Source organism: Kangiella sp., from assembly GCF_048265365.1.
Classification (GTDB): Bacteria; Pseudomonadota; Gammaproteobacteria; order Enterobacterales; family Kangiellaceae; genus Kangiella.
On sequence record NZ_JBLXBT010000017.1, the window covers coordinates 1 to 14,250 of the forward strand.

General features: G+C 42.7%; 11 protein-coding genes. 10 read left to right on the forward strand and 1 reads right to left on the reverse strand.

Annotated features, from left to right (window positions below; translation table 11 throughout):
• The 4 genes from ACN0VI_RS15045 to ACN0VI_RS15060 all read left to right on the forward strand — a co-directional run.
• Positions 1-1,307, forward strand: a 1,307-nt coding sequence (locus ACN0VI_RS15045) for a sulfatase-like hydrolase/transferase (RefSeq protein WP_417447363.1), incomplete at its 5' end; no start/stop codon positions are given.
• Between the two features lies 1 nt (position 1,308).
• Positions 1,309-2,565 (forward strand): anaerobic sulfatase maturase, encoded by a 1,257-nt coding sequence (locus tag ACN0VI_RS15050; RefSeq protein WP_417447364.1) that lies wholly within the window; start codon positions 1,309-1,311, stop codon positions 2,563-2,565.
• Between the two features lie 388 nt (positions 2,566-2,953).
• Entirely contained in the window at positions 2,954-4,114 is a 1,161-nt protein-coding gene (locus ACN0VI_RS15055) for an alpha/beta hydrolase family protein (protein WP_417447365.1), read from the forward strand.
• 7 nt (positions 4,115-4,121) lie between these two features.
• The gene (locus ACN0VI_RS15060) at positions 4,122-4,901 is read left to right on the forward strand and encodes a cyclase family protein (protein ID WP_417447366.1); all 780 of its coding nucleotides are present in this window, start codon (positions 4,122-4,124) and stop codon (positions 4,899-4,901) included.
• 151 nt (positions 4,902-5,052) lie between these two features.
• Here the strand turns inward: ACN0VI_RS15060 and ACN0VI_RS15065 are convergent, their stop codons facing one another.
• Complete coding sequence (locus tag ACN0VI_RS15065) at positions 5,053-5,970, reverse strand: LysR family transcriptional regulator (RefSeq protein WP_265216822.1); 918 nt, start codon at positions 5,968-5,970, stop codon at positions 5,053-5,055.
• A gap of 152 nt (positions 5,971-6,122) precedes the next feature.
• On the opposite strand from ACN0VI_RS15065, the gene ACN0VI_RS15070 reads away from it, so the two are divergent.
• The 6 genes from ACN0VI_RS15070 to ACN0VI_RS15095 all read left to right on the forward strand — a co-directional run.
• Positions 6,123-7,733 carry a DUF1302 domain-containing protein gene (locus tag ACN0VI_RS15070; RefSeq protein WP_100636380.1) on the forward strand — a complete coding sequence of 537 codons (1,611 nt, stop codon included), beginning with the start codon at positions 6,123-6,125 and terminating at the stop codon, positions 7,731-7,733.
• A 17-nt stretch (positions 7,734-7,750) separates the two neighbouring features.
• Positions 7,751-9,112, forward strand: coding sequence for a DUF1329 domain-containing protein (locus ACN0VI_RS15075; protein ID WP_417447367.1), 1,362 nt, complete (start codon positions 7,751-7,753; stop codon positions 9,110-9,112).
• Between the two features lie 250 nt (positions 9,113-9,362).
• A complete protein-coding gene (locus tag ACN0VI_RS15080; protein ID WP_417447368.1) occupies positions 9,363-10,316 on the forward strand; it encodes a VOC family protein in 954 nt (317 codons plus the stop codon).
• Between the two features lie 205 nt (positions 10,317-10,521).
• Positions 10,522-11,685, forward strand: a complete 1,164-nt coding sequence (locus ACN0VI_RS15085) for an MFS transporter (protein WP_265216827.1) — start codon at positions 10,522-10,524, stop codon at positions 11,683-11,685.
• A gap of 8 nt (positions 11,686-11,693) precedes the next feature.
• A complete protein-coding gene (locus tag ACN0VI_RS15090; RefSeq protein WP_417447369.1) occupies positions 11,694-12,779 on the forward strand; it encodes a WD40/YVTN/BNR-like repeat-containing protein in 1,086 nt (361 codons plus the stop codon).
• Positions 12,776-14,250: efflux RND transporter permease subunit (locus ACN0VI_RS15095; RefSeq protein WP_417447370.1), on the forward strand; the 1,475-nt coding region annotated here is incomplete at its 3' end. The genes ACN0VI_RS15090 and ACN0VI_RS15095, both read left to right, overlap by 4 nt.

Consider the following 14,250-nt stretch of genomic DNA (forward strand, 5'->3'; position numbering starts at 1 on the left):
GGCATTTGGCATACGATGTTAAAGCGCCAGATAAAGATCATAAAACGTGGTACAGAATAAATAAAAGCGCTTTGCCATATGCACGTGGGTTTGATAAATCATTTATATTGGTAAATGGAGGAGGATCGCATTTTGCACCTTCCACGCCCCCCACTCCACTTGATATCACCATGTATGCCGAAGACGATCGTGTGTTTCCAGCTAACATGCTGCCAAAAGACTTTTATTCCACGGAGTTCTATACCAATAAGCTAATTGACTATATTGATTCGAGTCGTGGCGATGGTAAACCTTTCTTTGCCTACGCAGCCTATACGGCTCCACATTGGCCATTACAAGCACCTCAAGAGGACATTGATGCTCAAAAAGGTCGGTATGATGAAGGCTATGACGTGATTAGAGAAAAGCGTATTGCCAGAATGAAGTCCTTGGGATTGATGGCTGCGGTTAATCAAGTGGCCAGTGAGTCTGTTGGTCCAAAGCGTTGGAATGCGTTAAGTTCTGAAGAAAAGTTGATAGAAGCGAAGTCGATGGAAATTTACGCTGCTATGGTGAGTAATCTAGATCGACACATTGGTCGTTTAGTGTCGCATTTGAAGGATATTGGTGAGTATGAAAATACGCTCATTGTTTTTATGTCCGATAATGGCGCTGAAGGAGCTTCTGCTTATTTGCCAAAAATTCCTAATACAGCCGTCGATAATTCATTAGAAAACATGGGTAAGCCTGGATCCGCTGTGGCATATGGGCCGCGTTGGGCTGAAGTGAGTGCGGCTCCATTTCGTTTATTTAAAGGCTTTACTGGAGCTGAAGGCGGCACTTCTTCACCACTGATCATTAAATTAGCTGGACAGACAGAAAGCAAACCTACGTCATCTGCGCGAATGCAGGTAACAGATATTTTGCCTACTTTTTTAGAAGCGGCTGGTGTGAATATGCCGGGTGATCGTTATAAAGGAAAGTCCATATATGCACCGATGGGGGCCTCTTTTTTATCGGCTTTGCAGCAACCCGATGCTTTTACTCAAGTGCATTCTGACGATACTGTGTTAGCCGATGAGTTAATGGGCGCGAGTTATGTCATTCGGGGGAAATGGAAGTTGAGTCAGCAAGCGCCTTTGAATGGTACACCTGTGCTCACAAAGGATGTTCCTTTTGCCTTGTATGATATTTCTAAAGATCGTGGGGAAACTAATGACTTGTCAGCTCAATATCCCGAATTGTTGGCTGATATGAAAGAAGAGTTCCGCGAATACATTCGCCAAAATAACGTCGTGGAGCATGCTGCTTCTTATAACGGCAGATAAGATGGTTGTTAGCGATATGGTGAGTCACAAGGCAATAGAGCGAATAAACCACTTCGGTGTCATGGCCAAACCAAGCAGTTCGGTCTGCAATATTGACTGTACATACTGTTTTTACCTGGAGAAAGAGCATCTTTACCCAGATAGAAAAAAACAGTGGCGTATGAGCAATACCACGCTAGAAAATTACATACGTGATCAAATTCAGTCTCAGCAAGGAGAGGTTATTGATTTTGTATGGCAGGGAGGTGAACCCACGCTGTTAGGGGTGGATTTCTTTCGTCAGGCAATAGCTTTTCAAGAGCACTATCGTGGTTATAAAACAGTGACTAATTCCTTGCAAACCAATGCGACTTTACTTGATAAGGAATGGGCTTTATTTTTCAAAGAACACCATTTTTTAATTGGTGTTTCTATCGATGGGGATCGGATTAGTAACGATACTTATCGTCTTTCCCGTAAAGGTAAGAGTACCTTTGACGAAACATTGAAGGGTGTTGCGCTGCTCAAAAAACACAATGTGGACTTTAATACGTTAACGGTCGTGAATGCAGAAAACGTTAAGCGGCCATTGAATGTGTATGCGTTTCTAAAACGTATTGGCAGTCGATATATGCAATTCATCCCCTTAGTTGAGCGTAAAGCCATTGTCCCAGATAGCCATGGCTTAACCTTGATTCAACCGACATTTTCTGGTGAGTCAAACCTTGCTGAATGGTCTGTCCCAGCTAAAGCGTATGGCAAGTTTTTGAATACGATTTTTGACCATTGGATTCAAAACGATTTGGGCGATGTCTTTGTGATGAACTTTGAGCAAACTATGAGTCAGCTTGTTGGTCGTCTGGGAGCTTGTGTGTTTAGTGAAACGTGCGGTAATGGTTTAGCAATGGAATCAAATGGTGATGTCTATTCATGCGATCACTACGTTTACCCTGAGCATAAGTTAGGCAACGTAAATGAAACATCGCTAATTAATCTAGTAAATCTTCCGCAGAATCTCAAATTTGGGCAAGACAAACTCAACAATATCAGTGTTGATTGCCATCAATGTGAGGTGCGCTCCGTGTGTCATGGCGGCTGCCCAAAGCATCGCTTTGAGTCTTCTAGTGATGGCTTGTTAAACCGAAACTATCTATGCGATGGTTTCAAAGTGCACTTTTCTCATGCTGTGCCGAAAATGTCAGAAACCATAGGCTTGTTGAGTCATCAATTGCCAATGAAAAAAGTGAAGCAAGAGATAAGACGAAGATTTTACTCATAACGTAAAGCAATATTGAAGATGTTTTAAGTTATTAGTGTGCCAAATAGTATTAAAGCATTGGGGTCTAGTACCCTATTTTTATAAATGTGTAAGAGGTTTTTAAGACCTTTCGATCAAATCGAAAGGTTGATTCTGTTTAAAGGTTTTTTGTGAAAATATGAAGTGGTTTATATTGAATGTGTTTTTAAATTGATAATTCATTGTTTATATCGATTGATCTAGTTTTATGAGAGTTTTTGTTGATTTATCCGATTTTACTGTAGGTTTAAAGTTTTTTAAATGAATTTGGATGAGTTCTATTGGTTGTGAAATTACTTTATATCAATATTTAAGACTTTTATGGGTCAATAAATGATTTAGCACTATTATAAAAATTAGAGGTTTTAATATGGCGTTATTTGAATACTTTCCGAATTATGTATGGAACTTATCGGTTTCTATTGCGGTAGAAAGCGGAGCTAAGATTGGCGAAATCATTGATATGTGTAAACCATTACGCGAGGCCGCAGAGAACGGGGATGACGCAGGTACGGATGAGTTTCTAAAGCAGTGGGTGAAAATGGCTGACAAGCTAATTGGTCTAGCCGATGAAGATGAGGCGGCGGGGTGCTATTTTTCTGCGGGCAGTAAATTAAAAAGAGCGGCTCTGTATCTCATGGTGGCAGAGAGAATGCAGGGGCAGGGCCATCCCAATCGTATGGCGACATGGAATAAGGCACAGTCTACTTTCCGCAAAAGTATTCTATTGAGTCAGGATAATTGTGAATACGTAAAGGTTCCTCTAGAAAATGGCGGAACCATGCCGGCTTTGTATGTTCGAGCGCCTGGAGAAGGTCCTCATCCTACCGTCGTTTATTGTAACGGTCTGGATAGCTGTAAAGAGATGCTGTATTGGTCAAACCTACCGCAAGCATTGGCGAAACGAGGCATATCAACCCTTTGCGTTGATCAGCCTGGAACAGGTGAAACTTTGCGTACATATGGGCTGCCAGCGGTAGCGAATAGTGAAGTTTGGGCGTCAAAAGCCGTTGATTGGTTAGAACAGCAAGATGATGTTGATGCTGCTCGTATTGGCATGACGGGTATATCGCTAGGTGGGCATTTTGCGCCGCGAGCCGTTGCTTTCGAACCTAGATTTGCGTCGGGTGCGGTATGGGGGGCGAATCACAACTGGGCAGAAGTGCAGCAGAAACGTCTGAAGCGTGAGGGCGAAAACCCTGTTCCGCATTACTGGGCGCATGTTATGTGGGTATTTGGCGCGACCGATATGGACGATTTTTTTGCCAAAGCGGAAGGTATGAACCTGAATGGCGTTATGGAAAAAATAAAGGTTCCTTTCCTTGTTACGCATGGTGAAAAAGATCGTCAAATTAGTCTTGATTACGCTTATCAAAGTTATGACCAGCTTGTTAATTCACCCAATCGTGAATTTAAAATCTTTACCGATCGAGAAGGCGGCGTCGAGCATGTTGGTGCCGATAATATGAGTTTCGGTTGTGATTACATTGCAGATTGGTTCGCTAAAACACTAGGCGGAAAACAGGGGTAAGAGCGCTATGTCACGTCAATTTATTGATCTATCAATTTATCTTGAGAATGATGTCATTACCGATCCGCCGTTTATGCGCCCAGAAATCACCTATCAGACGCATGAGGAAACTGTCCCAGAAGCGAATCACTTTTTCCCAGGTGTGGCAGCAAATGAGTTTCCTGGTGGTCACGGGTTTGCTGCGGCTGAAACAGTGAAGCTCACGACCCATAATGGCACACATTTGGACGCTCCTTGGCATTTTCATCCTACTATGAATAATGGCGAAAGGGCGATTACCATTGATGAAGTGCCGCTGGATTGGTGTTTTCGTCCCGGAGTAAAACTGGATTTTCGCCACTTTGAAGACGGTTATGTCGTTACCGCAGCGGATGTCGAGGCAGAGTTGAAACGCATTGGCTATGAGCTGCAGCCTATGGATATTGTGTTGGTTAATACGGCAGCAGGTATGGCGGTAGGGGACCCCAATTTTTGTAATATCGGTTGTGGTATGGGCTATGAAGCCACTATGTATTTACTAGAGCGAGGTGTGCGAGTTACTGGTACCGATGCTTGGTCATGGGATGCACCTTTTAGCCATACCGCTAAACGCGTTGCAGAAACCGGTGATAACTCTCTTATCTGGGAAGGGCATAAAGCTGGTAGAGACATCGGTTATTGTCATTTGGAAAAACTACATAACCTCGAAGCTTTGCCTGCTTTTGGTTATACCGTGTCCTGTTTTCCTCATAAGGTGCGTGGTGGTTCCGCTGGCTGGACTCGTGCTGTCGCCATTATTGATAACTGAGTGAATGTTGTGAGATGTAGGCATTTTTCAAGATTTAATCCATGAAAAATGCCTAACACTCTAGCGCAAAACGTAGCGCACTGCTGTTCAGTCAGTGCGCATTGTGAAAGGGTGTCCCAATCGAGAGCTCTGTCGAACGACAGAGTGTCGTTTACTCTATATCCATATTAATTGCCGCTTGTTTTAGTGTATTTCGTAACCAAATTAGCCCTTCATCATTGTTTCGGTATTGATGCCATTGTGCGCATTGTTTCATTGGGGGAACATCAAAAGGTAAAGGTAATATTTTAAGTGGCCAAACCTTAGCCATTTTTTTCGCTAATCTCGCGTGAATAGTGGCGATATTTTCTGAACCTATCACCAGTGCAGGTAGAGAAGCAAAGCTGAAGGTTGTGGCGATTACGTGGCGCTTAATACCGTATTTCTGTGCAAATAAAGTTCCAAAAAAATCTCTTTTAGTTGCCTCTGGTCGCATTAGTACGTGGCCTGCCGCTGCGTATTTTTCTGCAGTCAATTCTCCTGCTGCAATCTTGCTATGTTTCCATACAACACAAACAAATTCTTCTTCGTACAGTATGTCGCTAGGATGTTCCGTAGACATAAAATCGGACGGAATAATAAGCAAATCGGCTTTCCCTTGTTCGAGTTGTTCGTGTGGGTTGTTTGCAACTTGGGCTAAGAGTTGAAAGCGAGCCGTGCTTTTTTGCTTTCCTACTATCTCTAATGCGTGAGGAATCAGTACAGTTTGGGTGTAATCTGAGCAGAAAATGCTAAAGATTCGATCCGTGGTTTTGGGGTCAAAACTCGGTTGTACCAGAATCGTACTTTCGATGTTGTTTAAGGCGTTACGAACACTGACTTTTAGGTTTTCTCCTAGAGGAGTAATGACCATTCTTCGACCGATTTGTGTTAGCAGATCATCTTCAAAATACTCTCTTAATCTTGATAAAGAGTTGCTTAGCGCTGAAGGACTCATATTGAGCTTTTCTGCGCCTTTGGTAATGCTCTGTTCGGTTAATAGGGTGTCTAATGCCACAAGTAAGTTTAGATCAAGTTTTTTAAAGCGCATTTTAAGATCTCTTATCACTGGTTATTTTTATTTTCATCATTCGATAGTATCGAACGGTCGATTCAATTTAAAGGATTTTCCTGAAAGGTTTTAGTGATTTACATTGAGCTTGTTCTTAAAAACATAAAAATAAAATTTGAGAGGAAGAACAAGTGAAAATAATCAACTCGACGCCATTTCGGCTAAAAGCATTGGCTATTGCCATTGTTTCTAGTACTTCTACTGCCTATGGATTTGAAATAGAAACAGATAATTCTGACTTAAGGGTCAGTCTAGGTAATACCGTCAAATACAGTACTGCTTTTCGTACCAAGGATGCCTCTTCAGGTTTAACTCAAGGAAGTGGTGCAGCTAATTATAACGATGGTGATAACAACTTTGATAAAGGGTTGGTTTCAAGTCGTTTAGATCTATTTTCCGAATTTGACCTGTCTTATAAAAATGCCGGTGTTCGTATTAGTGGTGCTGCTTGGTACGACGATGTTTATCATCAAGATACGGACAATACCAGCACAAGTTCAAACCACACCCCTGCCAGTGAATTCTCAGACACCACCAAAAAAACCATGGGTGGAGATGCCGAAATCCTTGATGCTTTTGTTTATTCACGATTCCCTGTGATGAATGGAATGGAAGGCACGATTCGTGTTGGGCGCCATAGCTTGTTGTGGGGCGAAAGTTTGTTTTTTGGCTCTAACGGTATTGCTGGAGGTCAAGGGCCTGTTGATGTGGTGAAGTTATCATCTGTGCCTAACTCTACTTTTAAAGAAACAATGAGACCGACAGGCAAGGTTTCGATTGATATTCCTATTTCTGAAACGGCCTCTTTAGGTGCTTATGTGGGTTATGAGTGGGAGAAATCTCGCTTCCTTCCTGCAGGTTCTTATCTTTCTACTGGAGATACATTAGAAGGTGAAAAACTACTTGCGGGACCATACACAGCAACACACACCTCTGATGATGAAGGTTCTGACTCCGGTCAATACGGTCTACAACTTAAATGGAGTGATTATGACCTTGATGCGGACTTTGGTTTGTACGCAATTCGTTTTGATTCTAGCTCCCCAAGTAATATGTATACCATTTTGGATGCTTCTTTCCATCCTAGTCAATACAAATGGGCTTATGCCAAAGGCATTGAAGCCTATGGTGCCAGTATGGCAAAAACCGTTGGGATTTGGAGCTTGGCCGGTGAAATTTCATATCGTGTAAATGCACCTCTTGCGAGTGCTTCTACATCGATAACAACGTCAGGTGTGCAATACGACAACGATAAAAATCCTGGATATGCCATCGGTGAGACAGCTCATGCTCAATTCTCTTGGTTGGCGAGTTTAGGGTCGAATTTCCTATCTAAAGAGTCCAGTTTTGTTGGTGAAATTGCTTGGAACACTCGCGTAAAAACTACTCAAAATGAAGACAAGTTAAACCCTAACGCCGACAAATCTGCTGTTGGCATAAAAATGGTTTATTCGCCGATGTATCGACAAGCTTTCGATGGAGTTGATCTAAGTCCTTCTATTGGTATTGGCCATACTTGGGGTAAATCTTCGGCGTTAGGTTCGTCTTTTGGTGTTGATGATGGTGGTGATATTAACGTTGGCGTTAATGCTGTTTATTTAAATCGTTGGAATGCCTCTTTGAGCTATATCAAATATTTAGGAGATGAAGGGCTATTCAATGATAGTTCAAATAACGCAACGTACAAGCAGTCGCAAAAAGATCGAGATTTTATCTCTGCTTCTGTAAGCACCACCTTTTAATTTTTTGGAGAATGATGATGTATAACAATAAAAAACACTCTCTTAGTATTTTAGTTACCTCTGCAGTACTAGGTTGTTTTTCACTGGCTTCTTATGCCGCTGTTAGCCCAGAGCAAGCCGCTCGATTGGGTGCCGATTTGACCCCTTTTGGTGGTGAAAAAGCAGGCAACAGTGATGGCTCTATCCCTGCTTGGACCGGCGGTTTTAATGATCCAATAAAAGGTGAAATATTGGGTGGCAAGCGCTTAGATCCTTTCGCTAGTGAGAAGCCGTTATATACAGTTACTGCAGCGAATATGGATAAATATGCTGATAAGTTAACCGATGGTGTAAAGGCGATGCTACAAAAGTATCCAGATACTTATCGTCTAGATGTTTACCAAACTCATAGAACGGCGACAGCACCAGAGTGGGTATACAACTACACAGTACAAAATGCTCTGAAGGCAAAAATGGATGGTCACAAGATTAGTGGTGCTTATGCAGGTATCCCATTTCCGATTCCTCAAAATGGTCTAGAAGCTATTAACAATCACCGTTTGTCTTGGCGTGGTGTGAGCTGGGAAGCGGATATCAACCAGTATCAAATTACATCAAGTGGCAAAGTTGTTTTGACAACGGATGGTCTATTGAAGAACCAAATGCCTTATTACTTTCAGGAAGGCTCAAGCGAAGAATTTGATGGCTATTTCTGGGAAGTAAACCTTGAAAACTACGGACCGCCAATTCGTGCGGGAGAACGTATTGCTGGGAGAAACAACGTCGATGAAGATAAAACTCAATCTTATGTGTATTTAACGGGTCAGCGTCGTGTACGTAAACTTCCAAATGCTTGCTGTGACACGCCAACTCCTGCGACGGCTGGTTTAATGTCTTTCGATGAGTTGAGCGTATTTTCTGGTACTACTGAAGTGTTTGATTGGAAATTGTTAGGTAAAAAAGAAATACTCATTCCTTATAACGAAAACCGCTTTTTACAATACAGCGATGCACAAGCCATTACTGGAAATCACTTGAATCCAGATGCTGTACGTTGGGAATTACATCGCGTTTGGGTTGTTGAAGCAACGCTTGCAGAGGGCAAACGCCATCAAGCAGTACGCAGTAAATACTATCTAGATGAAGATACTTGGCAGGCATCTTTGGCTGATCGTTGGGACTCGAATGGTGAGTTATGGAAAACACTATGGCAGTTTAACTACATCATGCCTGAGTTCCCAGGAACGATTCCGCAAACCTTTGGTTTCTATAATTTGTTATCCGGCGAGGCTTATGTAGCAAACATGATGAATGATAAGTCTTCACAAAATAGGCCTGTAGAGCGTTTTCCAACCAGTACATTTACAGGTCAAGGCCTAGCGCGTCAGGGCACTCGATAGTTTCATTTAATTAATACTCGGTTAATCCAATTACCTTTGTATCAGAGGGAGGGCGCAGCCTTACCCCTTTTGGCTACGCTCGTCCTTTGATACAGGTTTTGATTTGATTTATAGGGCTTTGCTTTACAAATCAAGCTGTTTGTAAACGTTCAAGTTTTAATGATTCTGCCACTGCTGGAGCATATATCGCCGATTGGGTTGCAGAGATATTGAGTGGTCTTACGACCTAATCGTATAGAGGAAATAAATAATGAAGATAGTTGGTTTAGAGACCATCATTTTTGGTGTTGAAGATGTTGCTTCTTGTGCGACCTTTTTAACAGATTACGGTTTGCTTCCTGTTGATGTAACTGAAACAGGTGGGCGTTTTGAGGCATTAGATGGCACCGCTGTTGTTTTGGCTCATGCCTCGGATGAAAGTATTCCTGCCAGTATTGGTAATGGCTGCATGATGCGCAAAACCGTAATGGGAGTTGCTGATCAAGAGACGATCGACGCGATTCGTGCAGAGCTGAGCAAAGATCGAGAAGTTCGTACACTGGCGGATGGTTCTATTGAGTCTACGGATGATTCCGGTTTTGTGATTGGCTTTCAGGTGACGACTCGTAAAGAGTTGAACTTGGCAGGTGAAATCTCCAATGTTCCAGGTTCTCCATTTCAACGACCTGTTAATCATCGAGCGGTGCAATTAGATGCGGGTCCAATTCGTCCTAGAACCTTGTCTCATATTGTGTATTTTGTACCTGATCCCGTTAAAGCTGAAGCATTTTATGTTGAGCGTTTAGGCTTCCGTTGCACAGATAGATTCGAAGGGGCGGGTCCGTTTTTACAGCCAGCAGGCACATTAGATCACCACACACATTTCTTGATTGGTGCGCCAGCGTTTATGCAAGGTGTCGAACATTTCACCTTCCATTTTGCTGGTCCCACTGAAGTAATGCAAAACGGCTCTCAGTTTATTGAAAAGGGCTATCAGGCTTTTTGGGGGCCAGGTCGCCATATTATGGGATCAAACTGGTTCTGGTATTTCAACAGTCCGTTTGCATGCCATATCGAGATGGATGCCGACATGGATTTGCATGATAAAAACTGGAGTCCTCGTGCGTTCCCGATGGGGGCAGATAACTCTCAAGCTTTTTTACTACGTTACAGAAATAAATGGTCTCCTGGAAAAGACACGCCTCAAAATGGCGATTACGAGTAATTTTATAATAGAAAAAGCTTTTTTGGCGCTGTTGCAGAATGTTTTACCGCAGCGCCATAGTAAGCTGGAAAGTGGTGTTATGCCGCTACCACGAAATAACAATAAACAAAGTGGATGGTAATAGTATGTTGATGATATCTGTGAGATACGGGATTTTTTGCTTTACGGATCGAAGAGAAGCGACCTTTCATATGGGAGGTGTACGATGAGCCATCGTTTTGGATTTAAAGGCAATTTTGCTTTGATGGTTTCCCATTGTGCCGGCATGCTAGACCTAGTGGCGTTACCTTTGTGGGTAGGGATTTTAGTTGCTTCTTATCAATTTGATAGTCAGCAAGCGGGCGGCCTAGTCACGTTATTTTTAATTGGTGCTGTTTGCGCAAGTGTATTAATCGCTCCTCGTTTTAAAACATTAAATCGACGTATGGTTACCAGTGTTGGTTTTCTTACCTCTGGCTTATGTTTCTTTGCGGCTTCTCAAACCAATGACTATGTGCAATTAGCTATTTTGCATCTTTTAGCGGGTATTAGCTCAAGTGCTGCACTAAGTATGGCCCATGGAACCTTTGCTCGAGGAGCAAATCCACACAGATTGTTTGCTATTGCCGGACTCACTTTAGGTATTATGGCGTTCGTCTTTATGGGCGCAACACCCAATATTACCAAGGCAGTGGGTGGACATTCATTGTTCATTATCTTTGGTGGCATTATGGCGTTTGCTGCTTTTGTTTGTGCTGTTGCCTTTCCTTCTTTGGTTCCTGATGAAGAAGACAGTGAGAATGCCAAACAGGTAGTAACGAAAATTCCGTCTAGCGTTTGGTATGGTATTGTGGGCATTAGCTTAATGGCAGTGACTCAAGCCATGACGTTTAGCTTTATGGAACGAGTAGGAAACGATAGAGGATTTTCCGCCGATTCTGTGACGTTAGTTTTAATCGTACTTACAGTGATTAACATTGTCGCAGCGGCGTCCGCTGGTATTTTTGAAAAACGTCTTTCTGCCCGTGTGGTTTTATGCACAGGCCCTGTTCTACAAATTATCTTGTCTAATATTATGATGAATGCAAGTAGCTTTGCTTTTTATGCTGCTTCAGCATCTTGTTTTGTCTCCTTGATGATATTCACTCATACCTTTGTTTTTGGCTTATTAGCTCGTTTAGATGAGTCTGGTCGTGCCATGGCGGCAACCCCTGCGATGCTGATGATTGGAGCGGCAGTTGGTCCAATCTTGGGTGGTACCATTATTAAATTTGTTGGTTATCAAGGTATTGGTATCGCCGCTTTGGTGTTCGGTACGATTTCACTTGTGTGTTTTATTCGTGTCTTTCAGCGCAGAGCAGATGTTATTCAATCTGAGTCTGTGGCGTGAGGTGGATAATGTCTAAGCAGAAGAAAGAGAGACCGAGCATAGTGAGTTTTTTACCTAAGTTCACGGTGCTCACTCTGATGGCTTTTTTACTTTTTAGAATTGAAGGCGTTATTGCAGCCGTTGCCGATGCTATCGATCGTCCTGCTATTGTCTCTGATTTGGGTGCGCATTCTGTTTTATTGTCAGTGACATCTGTCGGTGATTATTTTGTTGCTGTTGGTGAGCGCGGTTTGATTTTGCGCTCCGATGACGATGGCAAAAGCTGGTATCAGTTGGCTTCTCCAGTCAGTGTGACTCTGACTGGAGTAAGTTTTTTTGATGATGAAAATGGCTACATCATTGGTCATGGTGGAATTGTGTTACGTACGACAAATGGTGGTAACGATTGGAAAGTACAGCTGAATGGTCAACAGCTAGCAGAAAAACTACTACAACAAGCTGAAGAATCTAAAGACGAAGAATCGATTCGTCAGGCCAAATTCCTGATTGCCGATGGCCCAGACAAACCTTTTTTAGATTTGTTGGTACTTGGAAGAGATCACCTTGTGGTGGTTGGCGCTTATGGCTTTGCCTTTGAAAGCATTGATGGTGGCCAGTCTTGGACATCTTGGATGGATCGAATTGATAATCTATTTGGGTTGCACTTATACAGCATCCGTAAACAAGGTGAGCGCATACTGGTTGCAGGCGAGCAAGGTTTCGTCGCACTTTCCTTGGACGATGGTCAGTCGTTCGAAACCATCGAAACGCCTTATGAAGGCAGCTTTTTTACTGCTCAGCTGCGTGAGCAAGATGAAATAGTGCTGGCTGGTTTACGAGGTAATACCTTGGTATCTGATGACAATGGTCAACACTGGAAAGATATTAAAAATCCTATTAGTTCGTCGATTATGACCTCTTTTATTCATTCTGATGGCCAAGTAATCATGGCGAATCAAGCGGGAATTTTGCTTGGTTTGAGAGAAAATCGACTGGTTCCACTTACCCGTAAGCGCCTTCCACCTTTAACCAATATTCTAGAAAAAGCGAACGGTAGTGTACTGGCTTTAAGCATCAATGGGCCTGTCTTTATTGATGTAGGAGATTTCAAATGAAACATCATGCGTCTACTGCCACTTCACCCGAAGATAAGTTCGACCCGAATTCTGGTTCTTTTATTGAGCGGGTGTTATTCAATCATCGTTTCGTCGTTATTATCATTTGTGCCTTGGTGACTGGGTTATTAGGTTGGCAAGCGACGAAGTTAACCATTAATGCAAGCTTTGAAAAAACGCTACCTACGCATCAAGCGTATATTCAAAATTATCTGAAATATGAAAATGAACTAACAGGGTTGGGCAATGCGTTACGGATTGCTGTTGTTAATCCTAATGGCAGCATTTATGACGCTCACTATCTAGAGTTATTACGTCAACTGAGCGATGAAGTGTTTTTATTGCCTGGTGTCGATCGTGTACAGATGAAATCGTTATGGACGCCTTCTACACGTTGGATTGGCGTTACTGAAGAAGGCTTGGATGGCGGTCCTGTCATTCCGGAAGGTTATGATGGCTCTCCTGCTAGTTTGCAAATTCTAAAAGCTAACGTAGCGCGCTCTGGGCAAATTGGTCAATTGATCGCGGCGGATGAAGAATCCACTATCATCTACATGCCATTGCTGAATCAAGATGCCACTGGGGAAGCGTTAGATTACGCAAAGTATTCCAAGGTGCTTGAAGACCTACGGACTAAGTATCAAGCAGAAGGTTTGGAAATCCATATTACCGGTTTTACCAAGGTAATGGGTGACTTGATTGAAGGTGTTCAAGCGGTTTTGTGGTTCTTCGCATTGGCGGTAGTGATCGCGACCATTATGGTGTTTTGGTATACCCGTTGTGTACGCTCAACCTTCTTAGTGGTATTTGCTTCTTTATTAGCGGTGGTATGGCAGTTGGGTATTTTGCCTACACTAGGTTATGTCTTAGATCCGTACTCTATCTTAGTACCTTTTCTGGTGTTCGCGATTGGTATGAGCCATGGCGCGCAGAAAATGAATGGCATTATGCAGGATGTTGGCCGTGGCTTTGACAAGCTAGTGGCGGCACGTTTTACCTTTAGACGTTTGTTTCTTGCAGGATTAACGGCGTTGTTGGCTGATGCCGTTGGCTTTGCTGTGTTGTTAGTGATCGATATTAAGGTAATTCAAGAGTTAGCCATTGCGGCTTCCATCGGGGTTGCTGTACTGATCTTCACTAACCTTATTCTTTTGCCCATTATGTTGTCTTATGTTGGTGTTGGTGAAAAAGCAGCACAACGTAGTGTGGTGAATGATATTGATCAAAACAGCACGAAAAAAATACCGACATTATGGGTGTTCTTAGATAAGTTTACCCAGCGTAAATGGGCTATGTTTGCTTTGATTGGTGGTTTTATTCTTACGGTAGGCGCTTTTGCCATGAGCACCCAATTAAAGATCGGTGATCTAGACCAAGGTGCTCCTGAATTACGCAAAGACAGCCGTTATAACCAAGACATTGCCTTCATGAATCAACACTATGGTGCGTCGAGTGATGTCATGGCCATTAT